This window comes from Variovorax sp. LjRoot290 (assembly GCF_964253985.1).
Classification (GTDB): domain Bacteria; phylum Pseudomonadota; class Gammaproteobacteria; order Burkholderiales; family Burkholderiaceae_C; genus Variovorax.
This window is the reverse complement of sequence record NZ_CAXURW020000002.1, coordinates 242,729-257,142: the sequence shown is the minus strand read 5'-3', so window position 1 is coordinate 257,142 and position 14,414 is coordinate 242,729. Positions and strand designations below refer to the sequence as shown.

At 67.8% G+C, this 14,414-nt stretch carries 14 protein-coding genes; 7 read left to right on the top strand and 7 right to left on the bottom strand.

Going from position 1 to position 14,414, the window contains the following annotated elements; all coding sequences use genetic code 11:
* The first annotated feature begins 7 nt into the window (after positions 1-7).
* The 6 genes from ACSQ9A_RS30110 to ACSQ9A_RS30085 all read left to right on the top strand — a co-directional run bounded on the left by ACSQ9A_RS30110 (position 8) and on the right by ACSQ9A_RS30085 (position 5,971).
* Entirely contained in the window at positions 8-823 is an 816-nt protein-coding gene (locus ACSQ9A_RS30110) for a MetQ/NlpA family ABC transporter substrate-binding protein (protein ID WP_436306576.1), read from the top strand.
* A gap of 169 nt (positions 824-992) precedes the next feature.
* Complete coding sequence (locus ACSQ9A_RS30105; protein WP_436306575.1) at positions 993-1,880, top strand: TauD/TfdA dioxygenase family protein; 888 nt, start codon at positions 993-995, stop codon at positions 1,878-1,880.
* Between the two features lie 12 nt (positions 1,881-1,892).
* Positions 1,893-2,903, top strand: a complete 1,011-nt coding sequence (locus tag ACSQ9A_RS30100; RefSeq protein ID WP_436306574.1) for an ABC transporter substrate-binding protein — start codon at positions 1,893-1,895, stop codon at positions 2,901-2,903.
* A gap of 4 nt (positions 2,904-2,907) precedes the next feature.
* Complete coding sequence (locus ACSQ9A_RS30095) at positions 2,908-3,780, top strand: ABC transporter ATP-binding protein (protein WP_436306573.1); 873 nt, start codon at positions 2,908-2,910, stop codon at positions 3,778-3,780.
* Positions 3,777-4,646 (top strand): ABC transporter permease, encoded by an 870-nt coding sequence (locus tag ACSQ9A_RS30090; protein ID WP_436306572.1) that lies wholly within the window; start codon positions 3,777-3,779, stop codon positions 4,644-4,646. Before ACSQ9A_RS30095 ends, ACSQ9A_RS30090 begins: the two co-directional genes overlap by 4 nt.
* Before the next feature lie 458 nt (positions 4,647-5,104).
* Positions 5,105-5,971: a CmcJ/NvfI family oxidoreductase gene (locus ACSQ9A_RS30085; RefSeq protein ID WP_436306571.1), complete on the top strand. Its 867-nt coding sequence runs from the start codon at positions 5,105-5,107 to the stop codon at positions 5,969-5,971.
* 38 nt (positions 5,972-6,009) lie between these two features.
* On the opposite strand, the gene ACSQ9A_RS30080 is transcribed toward ACSQ9A_RS30085, so the two are convergent.
* Both ACSQ9A_RS30080 and ACSQ9A_RS30075 read right to left on the bottom strand, forming a co-directional pair.
* The gene (locus tag ACSQ9A_RS30080; protein ID WP_436306570.1) at positions 6,010-7,587 is read right to left on the bottom strand and encodes a rhodanese-like domain-containing protein; all 1,578 of its coding nucleotides are present in this window, start codon (positions 7,585-7,587) and stop codon (positions 6,010-6,012) included.
* Positions 7,584-8,561, bottom strand: coding sequence for a Bug family tripartite tricarboxylate transporter substrate binding protein (locus ACSQ9A_RS30075; RefSeq protein ID WP_436306569.1), 978 nt, complete (start codon positions 8,559-8,561; stop codon positions 7,584-7,586). Before ACSQ9A_RS30075 ends, ACSQ9A_RS30080 begins: the two co-directional genes overlap by 4 nt.
* Positions 8,562-8,703: 142 nt before the next feature.
* Between ACSQ9A_RS30075 and ACSQ9A_RS30070 the strand changes: the two genes are divergently transcribed.
* A complete protein-coding gene (locus ACSQ9A_RS30070) occupies positions 8,704-9,645 on the top strand; it encodes a fatty acid desaturase (protein WP_436306568.1) in 942 nt (313 codons plus the stop codon).
* A gap of 47 nt (positions 9,646-9,692) precedes the next feature.
* Here the strand turns inward: ACSQ9A_RS30070 and ACSQ9A_RS30065 are convergent, their stop codons facing one another.
* The 5 genes from ACSQ9A_RS30065 to ACSQ9A_RS30045 form a co-directional block, all read right to left on the bottom strand.
* Positions 9,693-11,585, bottom strand: coding sequence for a family 2A encapsulin nanocompartment cargo protein cysteine desulfurase (locus ACSQ9A_RS30065; protein ID WP_436307733.1), 1,893 nt, complete (start codon positions 11,583-11,585; stop codon positions 9,693-9,695).
* Between the two features lie 65 nt (positions 11,586-11,650).
* Positions 11,651-12,583, bottom strand: coding sequence for a family 2A encapsulin nanocompartment shell protein (locus ACSQ9A_RS30060; protein ID WP_436306567.1), 933 nt, complete (start codon positions 12,581-12,583; stop codon positions 11,651-11,653).
* A 66-nt stretch (positions 12,584-12,649) separates the two neighbouring features.
* Positions 12,650-12,919 (bottom strand): helix-turn-helix domain-containing protein, encoded by a 270-nt coding sequence (locus ACSQ9A_RS30055; RefSeq protein ID WP_436291185.1) that lies wholly within the window; start codon positions 12,917-12,919, stop codon positions 12,650-12,652.
* Entirely contained in the window at positions 12,916-13,827 is a 912-nt protein-coding gene (epsC, locus tag ACSQ9A_RS30050) for a serine O-acetyltransferase EpsC (protein ID WP_436306566.1), read from the bottom strand. The genes ACSQ9A_RS30055 and epsC overlap by 4 nt, the downstream gene beginning before the upstream one ends.
* A 48-nt stretch (positions 13,828-13,875) precedes the next feature.
* Positions 13,876-14,355 carry a rhodanese-like domain-containing protein gene (locus tag ACSQ9A_RS30045; protein WP_436306565.1) on the bottom strand — a complete coding sequence of 160 codons (480 nt, stop codon included), beginning with the start codon at positions 14,353-14,355 and terminating at the stop codon, positions 13,876-13,878.
* Between the last annotated feature and the right edge of the window lie 59 nt (positions 14,356-14,414).

Sequence of the window (14,414 nt, the reverse complement as noted above, 5' to 3'; positions counted from 1 at the left end):
CACTCTCATGAAAAAAGCATTCCTGCTGCGCCGCACCGTTCTCGCCCTGTCCCTGACCGCACTCGCGCTCGGTGTGCAGGCCCAGGTCGAGGCCAAGAAGAATCTCGTGATCGGCGGCACCGCCGGCTCCAACATCGACCAGCTCAAGCTCGGCATCGTGCCGATCCTCGAGAAGAAGGGCTACAAGGTGAAGCTGGTCGAGTTCAACGACTACGTGCAGCCCAACCTCGCGCTCGCCCAGGGTTCGCTCGACGCCAACTTCTTCCAGCACACGGTCTATCTGAAGAAATTCTCCGCCGACCAGAAGCTCGACATCGTCGAGCTGGTGCAGGGCCCGATCGCGCCGCTCGGCGTGTACTCGACCAAGCGCAAGTCGCTGGCCGAGGTGAAGGACGGCGACCGCGTGACCCTGCCCAACGACCCGAGCAACCTGGCGCGTGCGCTGGTGCTGCTCGAGCAGAACAAGCTGATTGCGCTCAAGAGCGGCATCGATCCGATCCGCGCCTCGGAGAAGGACATTGCCGAGAACCCGCGCAAGCTCAGGTTCATCCCGCTCGAGGCCGCGCAGCTGCCGCGCTCGCTGGGCGACACCGAGTACGCCATCGTGAACGGCAACTTCGCGATCTCCTCGGGCCTCAAGCTGGACGAGGCTGTGGTTCTGGAGAAGACGCCCGACCACTACCTGAACGTGGTGGCCGTCAAGCGTGCGGACAAGGACACGCCCTGGGCCAAGGATTTGAGCGAGGCCTACCGCTCGAAGGAATACAAGGCGGTGGTCGACAGCAAGTTCCAGGGCTATGCCAAGCCCAGCTTCCTGCAGTAGGACGCTTCGACTGGCGCTTCCAGGATCTCCGCTCCAAGTCGACGGCACTCCTTCGCCGCGCAGTCGCCTCAGACAGATTGCTCATAAGCAAGCGAAGAATCGTTCGTTGTCGATAGCGGACCGGGCACCTAGAGTCGCCAGTTCGCTTTTTGCTCCAGATGTCTTCTTCATGCCGGCTGTCCTGTCGCGTTCCACAACTGTCCAGCGTTTCGATATTCGTCCTTTCGATACGCCGGTCGGCGCCGAGATCGTCGGCCTCGACATCGGAAGGCCAATCAACGAAGCCGATTTCAGGCGCATCCACCGCGCGCACCTGGACCACCACGTGCTCGTGTTCCGCGACCAGCAGATCACGCCGGACCAGCACATCGCCTTCAGCCGCCGCTTCGGCCCGCTCGAGATCCATGTGCTGCACCAGTTTCATCTCGAGGGCCATCCCGAGATCCTGATCGTCTCCAACATCAAGAAGGCAGACGGCGAGCCGCTCGGCCTCGGCGACGCAGGCGCCTATTGGCATTCCGACATTTCCTACAAGCCCCATCCCAGCCTCGGCTCGCTGCTGCACGCGCAGGAACTGCCGAGCGAAGGCGGCGACACGCTCTTCGCCGACCAGCATCTCGCCTGGGAGGGCCTGAGCCTCGGGATGCAGCAACGCATCCTGCCGTTGAAGGCCGAGCACAGCTACCTCGCCAAGTACGAGGAACTGCGCGCCAAGAATCCGTGGCGCCCCAAGCTCTCGCAGGCCCAGATCGACAAGGTCGCGCCCGCGGTTCAGCCCGTGGTGCGCACCCATCCCGAAACCGGCCGCAAGGCGCTGTTCGTCAGCGAACATTTCACGACCCGCATCGTCGGCTTGCCGCAGGAGGAAAGCGATGCGTTGCTGGCCGAGCTGTTCGCGCACAGCGTGAAGCCCGAGTACGTGTACCGCCACCGCTGGGCGCCGCACGACCTGGTGTTCTGGGACAACCGCTCGCTGATGCACCTGGCCGCGGGCACGCCCGACGAACTGCGACGCAAGCTCTACCGAACGACCATCCAGGGCGACACGCCTTTCTGACCCTCAAGAAAAATGAACCGTTTCACACGCACCACCGCCGCGCTGATTGCGGGCCTCGGCCTGGCCCTGGGCAGCCTCGCCGCCCACGCCGAAGGCCGCATCCGCATCGCCGAGCAGTTCGGCATCGTCTACCTGCTGCTCAACGTGGCGCAGGAGCAGAAGCTGATCGAGAAGCACGCCAAGGCGGCCGGCATCGACGCCAAGGTCGAATGGGTCAAGCTCTCGGGCGGCTCGGCAGTCAACGACGCGCTGCTGTCCGGCAACATCGAGATCGCCGGCGCCGGCGTTGGCCCGCTGCTCACGCTGTGGGACCGCACCCTGGGCAAGCAGAACGTGCGCGGCGTCGCCTCGCTGGGCAACTTCCCCTACTACCTGGTCACGAACAACCCGAACGTGAAGTCCATCGCCGACTTCACCGACAAGGACCGCATCGCGCTGCCCGCGGTGGGCGTCTCGGTGCAGTCGCGCGTGCTGCAGCTGGCCTCGGCCAAGCTCTGGGGCGACAAGGAGTTCAACAAGCTCGACAGGATCAGCGTGGCCGTGCCGCATCCGAATGCGGCCGCGGCCATCATCAAGGGCGGCACCGAGATCACCGGCCACTTCGGCAACCCGCCCTTCCAGGAGCAGGAGCTCGCAGGCAACCCGAACGCGCGCATCGTGCTGAACTCCTACCAGGTGCTCGGCGGACCGGCCTCGGCCACCGTGCTCTACGCCACCGAGAAGTTCCGCAGCGAGAACCCCAAGAGCTACCGCGCCTTCATCGATGCGCTCAACGAAGCCGCGCAATTCGTCAGCGCCAACCCCGAGAAGGCGGCCGACATCTATCTCAAGGTCGGCAACGCGAAGATCGATCGCGAGCTGCTGCTGAAAATCATCAAGAACCCCGAGGTCCAGTTCAAGACCACGCCGCAGAACACCTACGTGCTGGCCGAGTTCATGCACCGCGTGGGCGCCATCAAGAACAAGCCGGCTTCGGTGAAGGACTACTTCTTCGACGACGCCCAGAACGCGGCAGGGAACTGAGCCGATGTCTTCGACGGCAGGTCTCGTCTTGCGCCATGGCTTGTCGCAAGCGCCCTTGCGCGGACCGGCGCCGGCTGCTGCGTCGGGAGCTGCAGAGCGCACCGGGCTCGATCCGCTGCTGCAGGTCGACGGCGTGAGCCTCGAATACCGCACGCCGGAACGCGTGGTCCGCGCCACGCACCGCGTGAGCTTCGACGTCTTCGCGTCCGACCGCTTCGTGCTGCTCGGCCCCTCGGGCTGCGGCAAGTCGACGCTGCTGAAGGCGGTGGGCGGCTTCGTGCATCCGGTCGAGGGCGAGATCCGGCTCGACGGCCGGCGTGTTGCGCAGCCGGGGCCGGACCGCATCGTGGTGTTCCAGGAGTTCGACCAGCTGCCGCCGTGGAAGACGGTCAAGCAGAACGTGATGTTCCCGCTGCGCGCTTCCGGCACGCTGGGCCGCAAGGAAGCCGAAGAACGCGCGCTGCACTACCTGGCCAAGGTCGGCCTCGCCCGCTTCGCCGACGTGCATCCGCACCAGCTCTCGGGCGGCATGAAGCAGCGCGTGGCGATCGCGCGTGCGCTGGCCATGCAGCCGCGCGTGCTGCTGATGGATGAGCCCTTCGCTGCGCTCGACGCCCTCACGCGCCGCAAGATGCAGGAAGAGCTGCTCGCGCTGTGGGAGGAGGTGCGCTTCACGCTGCTCTTCGTCACCCATTCGATCGAAGAGGCGCTGGTGGTCGGCAACCGCGTCGCGCTGCTGTCGCCGCATCCGGGCCGCATGCGCGCCGAGATCAACAGCCACGGCTTCACGCAGGCGAGCCTGGGCGGCAGCGAATTCCAGGCCGCGGCGCAGCGCATCCATGGCCTGCTGTTCGAAGAAGAGGCCGTTGCAGCATGACGACGGCCAATCCGCCCATCCGGCCCGAATACGAACGCCCGCTCGAACCCTTCACGGCCGGGGCCGTCGAACGTCCGCTGCCGGCTGCCACCCGACTCTGGGCCCAGGGCTGGCTGCGCAAAGGGTTGATCCTCTGCGCGCTCGCGCTCCTGTGGGAACTGGCGGCGCGCTGGCAGGACAACGACCTGCTGTTGCCCACCTTCGGCGCCACGGTGCGGGCGCTGGCGCAGGGCCTGGCCAGCGGCGAACTGCTGGCCAAGGTCCGCATCTCGCTGGCCGTGCTGCTGCAGGGCTACCTGGCCGGCGTGCTGCTGGCCTTCGTGCTGACCACGCTCGCGGTGTCGACCCGGCTCGGGCGCGACCTGCTGGACACGCTGACCTCCATGTTCAACCCGCTGCCGGCCATCGCGCTGCTGCCGCTGGCGCTTCTATGGTTCGGCCTCGGCCGCGGCAGCCTGGTCTTCGTGCTGATCCATTCGGTGCTGTGGCCGCTGGCGCTCAACACCTATGCCGGCTTCCAGGGCGTGCCCGAGACGCTGCGCATGGCCGGGCGCAACTACGGCCTGAAGGGCTTGCGCTATGTGCTGCAGATCCTGGTGCCGGCCGCGCTGCCGTCGATTCTTTCGGGGCTCAAGATTGGCTGGGCCTTTGCGTGGCGCACGCTGATCGCGGCCGAGCTGGTGTTCGGCGCCTCCTCGGGGCAGGGGGGCCTGGGCTGGTACATCTTCCAGAACCGCAACGAGCTCTACACCGACCGTGTGTTTGCGGGCCTCGCGATGGTGGTGCTGATCGGCCTCGCGGTCGAGAACCTGGGTTTCGCGACGCTGGAGCGGCTGACGGTGCGGCGCTGGGGGCAGCAGCGCTAGGCAGAGGGCGCCCGAGCGATGGCTTGGCGGCGCTCAGATCGCCCAGCGCCAGCTCTGCGCAAGCGCGTCCTCCAGGCGGTCGCGGGTCATCCGGCAGCGGACTCTTTCCCGCCGCTGCGCCACGCTCGTTGTGCAGCAGCGTGACGCGGGCAGCCGCATCGCGCACAGATCGTCCCCTCACCCGCCACAGGACTGCCGTGATGGCAAGAACGCAACGGACCTGTTCGGCCGGCGAGACATAAACGATCTGCTTCACCCGTCGCATTCTGCAAAAAAGGCGAGACGCTTGCCAACGAAGGATCGCGAGTTAGCTGATGCACTTTGCATCGGTGCAGGGCAGCCATCCCGCGACCGGATCACGTACACGAAGCGGATATCGATATCGTTTTTCCTTCGTTCGTCGCAGACGCCAGCCGGGATAGCCTCCACCCCTTCAAGCAAACGTGCAGGGAATTCCCATGAGCGCCGTATTGAATGACTGGCCGTCGGCGGACACGCTGCCGTCCGTGAAGGCCGAACTCAACTACTTGAAGGCCGGCGAAGGCCGCCCCGTCAGCTATACCTTCGAGCCGCCGGACGGTCTGCCATGGACGACCGGCGCGCTGGCGCCGCAGCGCGTGACCATCCGCGACGGCCGCCCGCTTGCCGCGCTGGGCGAGCTGTCGCTCGATCGCAGCGGCTTTCATCACCTCGCGCACCGCAGCGCCCTCGCCGACTTCTCGGACGAAGCAGCGATCCGCTCGGTCTACTATCTCGAATCGGAACAGCTGCTGCGCACGGCCACCGGCGCCGAGAAGGTGGTGGTCTTCGATCACACGTTGCGCGACAGCGCGCGCGGCTCGCGCGGCACCGCGTCGCTGCGCGAGCCGGTGCGCCGCGTGCACAACGACCAGACCTTCCTCTCCGGCCCGCGCCGCGTGCGCGATCACCTGCCGCCCGAAGAGGCGGCCGAGCGGCTCAAGCACCGCTTCGCCATCGTCAATCTATGGCGGCCGCTCGCGACCGTGGAGCGCCTGCCGCTGGCGCTGTGCGATGCGCGCTCGATCGTCCCCGAGGACCTGGTGCCGAGCGACCTGGTCTATCGCGACAAGGTCGGCGAGACGTACTCCTTCACCTACAACCCAGCGCATCGCTGGTATTGGTTTCCCAAGCTACGGCCCGATGAAGTGCTGCTCTTGAAGATCTACGACTCGCTCGCCGACGGGACCGCGCGCCTGACCGCGCACACCGCCTTCGAGAATCCGAACGACGCGCCCGATGCGCCGCCGCGCCGCAGCATCGAGCTGCGCGCGCTGCTGTTCTGGCCGGCAGCGCAGGCCGCATGAGTGCGGTCGAGGCGACGGTGAGGCCGTCGCCTTGAGGCTCACCTGAAGAAGCGAAAGCGCACCGCGGGATCGGCAACCACGCGTTGCGCCAGCCCGCGCTCCCACGTGAGGTAGTCAGCCCAGACCTCGTCGCGCCGCGGGCCGAAGACGCGCATCACCGAGCCCCAGTCGTCGTCGAAAGGCGTCAGCAGTTGCTGCGGCACATAGGACGCCTCGACGGGCCGGCCCTCGGCAGCCCAGCCCTCGGTGCCGCCGGCCAGCCAGGCGAAGGCCGATGCCGGCCAGCGTGCTCCGGCATCGCGCGCGGCGAGGCGGGCGGCGGCGCCGTCGGGCGAGCTGAAGACCACGGTGCGGCCCGGCGCGAGCAAGGGTTCGAGCGGCGCGAGCGAGACGGGCAGCAGGAAGCGTGCGCCCGGCAGGTGCCGCTTCTCGTAGTCGAGGCTGGGACCGACGTCCAACAGCTCGGCCTCGCCGCACGCGATCAGCCGTGCGAGTGCATCGGGCGCGAGGCCGTCGTTCGCCGGATCCACATGGTCCGCCGTCGAGGGAGGCTGCGCCGGCAGCTCGCCCGCGAGCACATGGACCTCGGCCTGGTTCAGCTGCGCCAGCCAGAACGCGGTCACGGCCGCGCGCAGCCGATGCGGCTCGTCGATCAGCACGATGCGCGCGTTGCGCGTGCCCACGAGATTCTCGAAGTGCATGAGCAGCTGTCCACCGGGAACATGGTGCACGCCATTCGCGGGCGGCGAGGACGGCCGGAGGTCGAACAGGTAGAGGGTCCGGTCCCGATCGGCCTGCAGCCGCGCGAGCCCCTCGGCATCGATGACGGACAGGCCGTGGCGCGCGATCAGCCGGTCGGCCAGCGCGCGCAGCAGCTCCGGCGGCTCGGCCGGGATGTCGTCGAGGGGCTGCGCGTTCTCGAGCACCACGCCCCCGCGTAGCCCCCAGGCCATCACGCCGTCCTCCAGGAAGACGACCTTGTCACCGCCCGCCAGCAGCCGCAGCGTGGTGGCGCCGATGATGCCGCGCGTGCGGCTGAAGCAGTTGACCACCCACACGTGACCGGGCTCGTTCGCGTGCAAGGCCCGTAGCGCCAGCTCGGTGCCCGGATAGTTGCGGGCGCCTTCGATCGAGAGAAAGGCGTACTCCTCGCGCGGCCGCGCGTCGATGAGCGTGATGGCCTGCCCCGTGCGCCGGCGTTCTTCGAACTCGGCCAGCGACAACGTGGGCGTGCCGTAGTGCAGGCGAGCGAGATCGCCAAAAGCCTTGACCAGCGTGGCGTAGCCGTCGATGACCGGCAGGCCTTCCGCACGCCATGCGTTCAAGCCGCCCGCAAGACGCCGCACATGCGTGTAGCCGAGCCGCCCGAGCAGCGCAGCCGCGCGTGCGGCCGGGCCCTCCTGTGCATCGGCCTCGTCGTACACCACGAGCTCGGTCGTGCGGCGCGGGACCAGTGCGCCGATCTGCAATTCCAGCGTGGAGAGCGGCGCCAGCCGCGCGAGGTTGAGATGCGCGTCGCAGAACCAGCGCGCCTCGCGCACGTCGAGCAGCGCAAGCTCCGCGCTTCCGAGCAGCAGCGCCTGCAGTTCGCCGGGGGAGAGGGTTTCGTTACTCAATGCGGCTCGATCCCTGCCTGCCTGACCACCGCCGTCCAACGGACCGTCTCGCTCGCGATGAAGCGGCCGAACTCTTCCGGTGAGCTGCCGACAGTGAAGGCACCGATGTCGTCGTAGCGCTTCCTGAAGTCGGGCGCCTGCACGATCGCATGGAGCTCGCGTGCGAGCCGGTCCACCACCGGCTTCGGCGTGCCGCTGCGCGCGACGATGCCGTACCAGGAGGTCACCTCGAAATCCGCGAAGCCGGCCTCGGCCGTGGTCGGCACCTGGGGCAGCCAGGGAGCACGCGTGCGGTAGGCCACGGCGAGCGGCTTGAGCTTGCCGGCCTGGATATGCGGGATCGCCGTGACCACCTCGTTGAAGATGAACTGCGTCTGGCCCGCGAGCAGGTCGTTGAGCGCCGGCGCGCTGCCCTGGTAGGGAATGGCGGTGAAGTCGGCGCCGGTGCGGCTGCGCAGCAGCTCGCCGGCGAGATGGGAATAGGCGCCGACGCTGACGCCATAGTTGAGCTTGCCCGGGCTCTTCTTCGAATAGGCGACCAGTTCCTGCACGCTGTCCACAGGCAGCGAGGGGTGCACGAGCAGTACCTGCGGCGTCTGCACCAGCAGCGAGACGGGCGTGAAGTCGCGTGCCGGGTCGTAGCTCAGCTGCTTGAACAGGGCCGGCTGCACCGTGAGGTTCGACGCCGGCGCCAAGAGCAGCGTGTAGCCGTCGGCCGGCTGCCGCGCGACATGGTCGAAGCCGATGTTGCCGGCTGCGCCGCTGCGGTTCTCGACCACCACGGGCTGCTTCAGGCGCTGCTGCAACTGTTCGGAGACCTCGCGCGCGATCTTGTCGGCGATGCCGCCGGCAGGGTATGGCACGACGACGCGCACGGTCCGGGCGGGATAGTCCTCGGCGGCTGCGGCCAGGCTCGCTGCAAGCCAGAGGGCCGGAAGCGAAAGCAGCAGGCGCCGGCGATGGAAGTGAGTCATGGAACAGCGAGCGCCAAAGTCTGGAAGCCCGCCAATCTAGGGCGCCTTCGCGTCCGCGCCAACGAAGCTTTGCGCATGTCCACATGCGCAATGGGCGCATGCGAAGGACGCGGCCCTTCCTAAGATCGGTGCGGTCCCTGCCATGACCACCACCGCCCGCCCCTCCCTTCCGCGCCCGCCGCGCGCCACCTGGTGGCGGCACTTTGAAATCCCCACGCTGGTGCTCGCCGTGGCGCTCTACGCCGCCTGGGCCGCGCTGCTGTGGTGGCACCGCGCGCTGCCGGCGTGGCTGCTGTTCCTGCTCGGCGGCTACCTCGGGCAGCTCCATTTCTCGCTGCAGCACGAGAGCATTCATGCCATGCGCCACCTGCCGCGCTGGCTGCGCCACGCCGTGGTCTGGCCGCCGATCAATCTCTGGTTGCCCTACCCGCTCTACAACCGCAGTCACAGCGCGCACCACGTCAACTTCCACCTGACGCATCCGCAGAAGGACACCGAGAGCGTCTACCATGCCGCGCACGCCTGGGAGGCGTACGGGTCACTGCGGCGCTGGGTCTTCGGCGCCAACCAGACGCTCGCCTTCCGGGTGGTGGTCGGCCCCTGGCTGCGCCTGCTCAAGCTGGTGCGAAGCGAGGCCGCGCGACTGCGGGCGCACGACCTGTCGCACGTCCGGATCTGGCTCGTGCACGCCCTCAGCGTGGCACCGGTGCTCTTCTACGTGACCCAGGTCTGCGGCATGCATCTGGGCACCTACGTGCTGTGCTTCGTCTACCCGAGCATGATGCTGGGGGCCCTGCGCTCGTTCGCCGAGCACCGATGGAGCGACACGCCGCACGCGCGCGTCGCGATCGTCGAATCGAACCTGGTGTTCGGCCTGCTCTACCTCTACAACAACCTGCACCACGTGCACCACGTGCACCATCGCGCGCCCACGATGCCGTGGTACGAGATCCCGATCCACTTCCGGCGTCACAAGGCCGCGGTGCTGGCGGCCAATGGTCACTTCTACTACCGGGGCTATGGCGAGATCGCGCGCCGCTTTCTGTTCCGACCGGTGTTCGAGCCGGTGCATCCGCGGTGGTAAAAAAAGCGGGCCTCGAGGGCCCGCCGAATGTCGCGTTTCGCTTGGGCCTAGGAAGGCAGGCCGGCCCGCCGCTGCCCGGCCAGCCGGCGCACCACCGCCACGAGGCGGTCGATCTCGTCGAAGGTGTTGTAGAAGGCCAGCGAGGGCCGCACCGTAGTCTCGACGCCGAAGCGCCGCAGGATGGGCTGCGCGCAATGGTGGCCGGTGCGCACCGCGATGCCCTCCTCGTTGAGCGCTCTGCCCACCTCCTCTGTGCTGTAGCCCGCCAGGACGAATGACATCACGCTGGCCTTGTCGGCCGCGGTGCCGATCAGGCGCACGCCGGGGATCGCGCCCAGCGCCTGCATGCCGTGGCACAGCAGCGCGTGCTCGTAGCGCGCGATGTTCTCGATGCCGATCCTGTTCACGTAGTCGATCGCCGCGCCCAGGCCCACTGCATCGGCGATGTTGCCGGTGCCGGCCTCGAACTTGTTCGGGATCGGCTGGAACACGGTCTTTTCGAAGGTGACGTCAGCGATCATGTTGCCGCCGCCCTGCCACGGCGGCATGTCCTCGAGCAGCTCCCGCCTGCCCCAGACCACGCCGATGCCGGTCGGGCCGAACACCTTGTGGCCGGAGAAGACGAAGAAGTCGGCGCCGATGTCCTGCACGTCCACGCGCATGTGCGAGACCGACTGCGCGCCGTCGACCAGCGCTCGGGCACCGGCGCGGTGCGCGAGCTCCACGATCTGCTTGACCGGCACCACGGTGCCGAGCGCGTTCGAGACCTGGGTAACGGCCACGATCTTCGTGCGGTCGTTGAGCAGCTTCTGGTACTCGTCGAGCAGCACCTGACCTGAATCGTCCACCGGGATCACGCGCAGCTTGGCGCCCTTGGCGGAAGCGAGCTGCTGCCACGGCACGATGTTGGCGTGGTGCTCCAGATGGCTGACGACGATCTCGTCGCCCTCGCCCACGTGCTGCGCACCCCAACTCTTGGCCACCAGGTTGATGGCCTCGGTGGTGCCGCGCACGAAGATCACCTCTTCCACCTCGGGGGCATTGATGAAGGCCCGCACCCGCTCGCGCGCGCCTTCGTAGGCATCGGTGGCGCGTGCCGCCAGTTCGTGCGCGGCACGGTGGATGTTGGAGTTCTCGTGCTCGTAGAAGTACGAGATGCGATCGATCACCGCGCGCGGCTTGTGCGTGGTTGCGGCGTTGTCGAACCACACCAGCTGGCGACCGTTGACGCGTTCCTGAAGCACCGGGAAATCGCGCCGCACCGCGTGCACGTCGAAGGCCGGATGCCGCCCCTGCTCCGCCGGCGGCACGGCGCCGCCGTGGAGCGCCGGCTTGGCCGGCGTGACGTAGCCGCTGGCCAGCACCACCGAATCGACGAAATAGAACTTCGGCTCGACCGAGGGCGCGGTCTGCGGGATGCCCGGGCCGGGGGGCACCGTCGCGCGCGGCAGTGCGGCCTGCGCAAAAGGCTGAGCAGCCAGCGCGTCGAGCGGATCGGCTGCGGCTTCGCTGCCGTGTCCGCCCGCCGCGGGATGGCCATGGCGATCGCCGACGAAGTAGAAGGGCGAGGCCTCGACGGCCGGATGCGCTGTGGCCTGGGAGGCCGCGGCCACCTTCGCCTCTGGCACGCCCAGCAGCCCGCCGCCGAAGCGCGGCTCGTAGGCCGGCACGGTGCTGACGACGCTGTCCGGCAGGCCGTTGGCCGCGGCCGCGTGCGGCTGCAGCGCCGGGGCGCGATGCGCCAGCGAAGCCAGCGGCGTGGGCGATGCGGGCAGCAGGTTGGCACCCGGCACCAGGCCTTGCGGAATGGGCGTGCCCGGCACACCGGGGCCGAAGCCGGCCGGACTCGCGAGCGGCGAACCCGGCGGCGCGATGTTGACCGGCGCCTGTACGCCCGGTGCAGCGCCGCCGGGCAGCGCCGCGAACATGGCCGAGGCCATCTGTGCGAGCACGGCCGGATCGAAGGGCGCTTCGAAGCCGGTGTCCGATGAAGGAAGCGATGTGCTCACTTGTAGATGTCGGCGTAGTCGTGGTACTTGCCGACTTCGACGTCGTCGAGAACGGCCAGCGCGTCGGTGGTCAGCACCGCGAGCGAGCAGTACAGCGAGATCAGGTAGGAGGCGATCGCATGGTTGTTGATGCCCATGAAGCGCACCGACAGGCCCGGGCTCTGTTCGCCGGCCAGGCCGGGCTGGAACAGGCCCACCACCCCCTGGCGCTTGTCGCCCACGCGCAAGAGCAGGATCTTGCTCTTGCCGTCGGCCACGGGCACCTTGTTCGAGGGGATCAGCGGGATGCCGCGCCAGGTGATGAACTGCGAGCCGAACAGGCTCACGGTCGGCGGCGGCGTGCCGCGGCGCGTGGCTTCGCGGCCGAAGGCGGCGATGGCCAGCGGATGCGTGAGGAAGAAGGCCGGCTCCTTCCAGACCTTGGTCAAGAGCTCGTCGAGGTCGTCCGGCGTGGGCGCGCCGGTCAGCGGGAAGATGCGCTGCTCCTCGCTCACCTGCGACAAGAGGCCGTAGTCGGGGTTGTTGATGAGCTCGCTCTCCTGGTTCTCCTTGATCGTCTCGATCGTGAGGCGCAGCTGCTCCTTGATCTGGTCGTGCGGGCTGCTGTAGAGGTCGGAGATGCGGGTGTGCACGTCGAGCACGGTGCTCACGGCATTGAGGAAGTATTCGCGCGGCTGCTCCTCGTAGTCGACGAAGGTGCGCGGCAGCTGGTTTTCTTCTTCACGCGCGGTGCAGGTGACCTTGATCGATTCGGGGTTCTTGACCTTGTTGAGCCGGTAGATGCCTGCTTCGACCGGCACCCATTGCAAGAGGTGCGTGAGCCAGCGCGGGCTGATGGTTTCGAGTTGAGGGACGGTCTTGGTGGCATTCGCCAACTGGCGGGCGGCGTTGTCGCCGAGAGCGGTGGTACCACCGACTGTTGCACTCATGAGGGCTCCGTGAACATTGAAGAAAGAAACGAGGACGGCGAGTGTCGGCCGCACGGGGCCGGTCGTTCAACAGGCTATAGCCGCCAAATTGATGCGTTGCGCCAGCCGCCGGCGCTCCAGCTCCTCGCAATGCGCGAACAGGGCCGCGCTGTGAATGCCAAGCGAGTGGGCGAGCTTCTGCGCGGTCACGATCGAGGCGATCACGCTGCCCCGCTCAATCTCGCCCACGTAGGAGCGATTCAGATTCGAGCGCTCGGCCAACCGCTCCTGCGACCAGCCCTGTGCCTCCCGAAGCTGCCGTACGACCACGCCAAAGTCCTGCACGAACACCTTCATGTCGCCCCCTTCGGTGCCCTCTGCAGGCTGGCCTGCGTGACGCTGGCGCCCGGCGCGACGTCGTCGGTCACCCAGACGTTGCCGCCGATGGTCGCACCCTTGCCCAGCCTCACCCGTCCGAGGATGGTGGCGCCGGCATAGATCACCACATCGTCCTCCACGATCGGATGGCGCGGCAGGCCCTTATGCAGGTTGCCTTCGACATCGGTCGAAAAACGCTTGGCGCCCAGCGTCACGGCTTGGTAGAGACGCACGCGCTGCCCGATCACCGCCGTCTCCCCGATGACGACACCGGTGCCGTGATCGATGAAGAAGCCGGCGCCGATCTGCGCGCCCGGATGGATGTCAATGCCAGTCTCGGCGTGTGCGAGCTCGGCCAGGATGCGGGCCAAAAGGGGCAGCTCCAGCTGGTAAAGTTTGTGCGCGAGCCGGTGGTGGATCATCGCCAGCACGCCCGGATAACACAGCAGCACCTCGTCGACGCTGCGCGCCGCCGGGTCGCCCTGGAAGGCCGCGAGCACGTCGGTGTCGAGCAGCCGGCGCAGGCCGGGCAGCGCATTCGCGAACTCGCGGACCGCCTGCGCTGCCCTCTCCTCCATCTCGTGCGCGGCAACGGATCGATGGCGAGTGCTGAAGTTCAGCTCCAGTCCTGCCTGCCCCAACAGGCTCTGAAGCGCCGCGTCGAGCGTGTGGCCGACATAGAAATCCTCGCTCTCGTGACGAAGCTCCGGCGGTCCGAGTCGCATCGGAAACAATGCGCCCTTCAGCGACGCCACGATGCCGGCCAGCGCCTCACGCGACGGAAATTCGCGTGCGCCGAGCTCGCGTGAGCGCTTCTGCAGATCTCGCCACTCGTCGCGCACGCCGCGCAGCGCGCGCACCACCTCGCCCACCTCGAAATGAGCCATCGCGTTCCCTCCTGAAGCGTTCTTTTTTTGTTGCGAGAGACCGAGGTATCAGTCCTGGACCCAGGGCAACCCGTGGTAGCGCCAGCCGTCCTTCGTGCCCCGATGCTGGCCGGCATCGATCTCGCCCTCGAAGCCTTCGAGCACGTTGTAGATCTGCGTGAAGCCGGCCTTGGCGGCCGCCTCGGCCGCCAGCGCGGAGCGCTTGCCGCTGCGGCACAGCAGCAGCGCGACAGCCTGCTTGCCACCCTCTTTCGCCAGCTTGGCCTCCAACTCGCGCTCGAAGCGCGGGTTGCGTGTGAGCGCGGTACCGGTGGCCCACGGCACGTGCAGGCTCTGCGGCACATGCCCGACGAACTTGCGCTCCTCGCCCGAACGCACGTCGACGAGCACCGCCTGTCCTGCCTGGACCAGCGCCCATGCAGTCCGCGGGTTCACGCCGCCGGGATAGCGCCAGCCTTGCGCTTCGGCCTGGGCCCGGGCTTCGACGAGCGCTTCCGGCAGCGCGACTTCTTCGACTTCTAATGACATTGCTGGTGACTCCTGGTGTTCGCCTCTTGGTGGCGATGGCCATCAATGTAGGAAGGGAA

Excerpts from the sequence above, each read along its gene's own strand:
- ACSQ9A_RS30110 (WP_436306576.1), top strand. The coding sequence starts at position 8 with ATGAAAAAAGCATTCCTGCTGCGCCGCACCGTTCTCGCCCTGTCCCTG.
- ACSQ9A_RS30105 (WP_436306575.1), top strand. The coding sequence starts at position 993 with ATGCCGGCTGTCCTGTCGCGTTCCACAACTGTCCAGCGTTTCGATATT.
- ACSQ9A_RS30100 (WP_436306574.1), top strand. The coding sequence starts at position 1,893 with ATGAACCGTTTCACACGCACCACCGCCGCGCTGATTGCGGGCCTCGGC.
- ACSQ9A_RS30095 (WP_436306573.1), top strand. The coding sequence starts at position 2,908 with ATGTCTTCGACGGCAGGTCTCGTCTTGCGCCATGGCTTGTCGCAAGCG.
- ACSQ9A_RS30090 (WP_436306572.1), top strand. The coding sequence starts at position 3,777 with ATGACGACGGCCAATCCGCCCATCCGGCCCGAATACGAACGCCCGCTC.
- ACSQ9A_RS30085 (WP_436306571.1), top strand. The coding sequence starts at position 5,105 with ATGAGCGCCGTATTGAATGACTGGCCGTCGGCGGACACGCTGCCGTCC.
- ACSQ9A_RS30075 (WP_436306569.1), bottom strand. The coding sequence starts at position 8,561 with ATGACTCACTTCCATCGCCGGCGCCTGCTGCTTTCGCTTCCGGCCCTC.
- ACSQ9A_RS30070 (WP_436306568.1), top strand. The coding sequence starts at position 8,704 with ATGACCACCACCGCCCGCCCCTCCCTTCCGCGCCCGCCGCGCGCCACC.
- ACSQ9A_RS30065 (WP_436307733.1), bottom strand. The coding sequence starts at position 11,585 with ATGGCCTCGGCCATGTTCGCGGCGCTGCCCGGCGGCGCTGCACCGGGC.
- ACSQ9A_RS30060 (WP_436306567.1), bottom strand. The coding sequence starts at position 12,583 with ATGAGTGCAACAGTCGGTGGTACCACCGCTCTCGGCGACAACGCCGCC.
- ACSQ9A_RS30055 (WP_436291185.1), bottom strand. The coding sequence starts at position 12,919 with ATGAAGGTGTTCGTGCAGGACTTTGGCGTGGTCGTACGGCAGCTTCGG.
- epsC (WP_436306566.1), bottom strand. The coding sequence starts at position 13,827 with ATGGCTCATTTCGAGGTGGGCGAGGTGGTGCGCGCGCTGCGCGGCGTG.
- ACSQ9A_RS30045 (WP_436306565.1), bottom strand. The coding sequence starts at position 14,355 with ATGTCATTAGAAGTCGAAGAAGTCGCGCTGCCGGAAGCGCTCGTCGAA.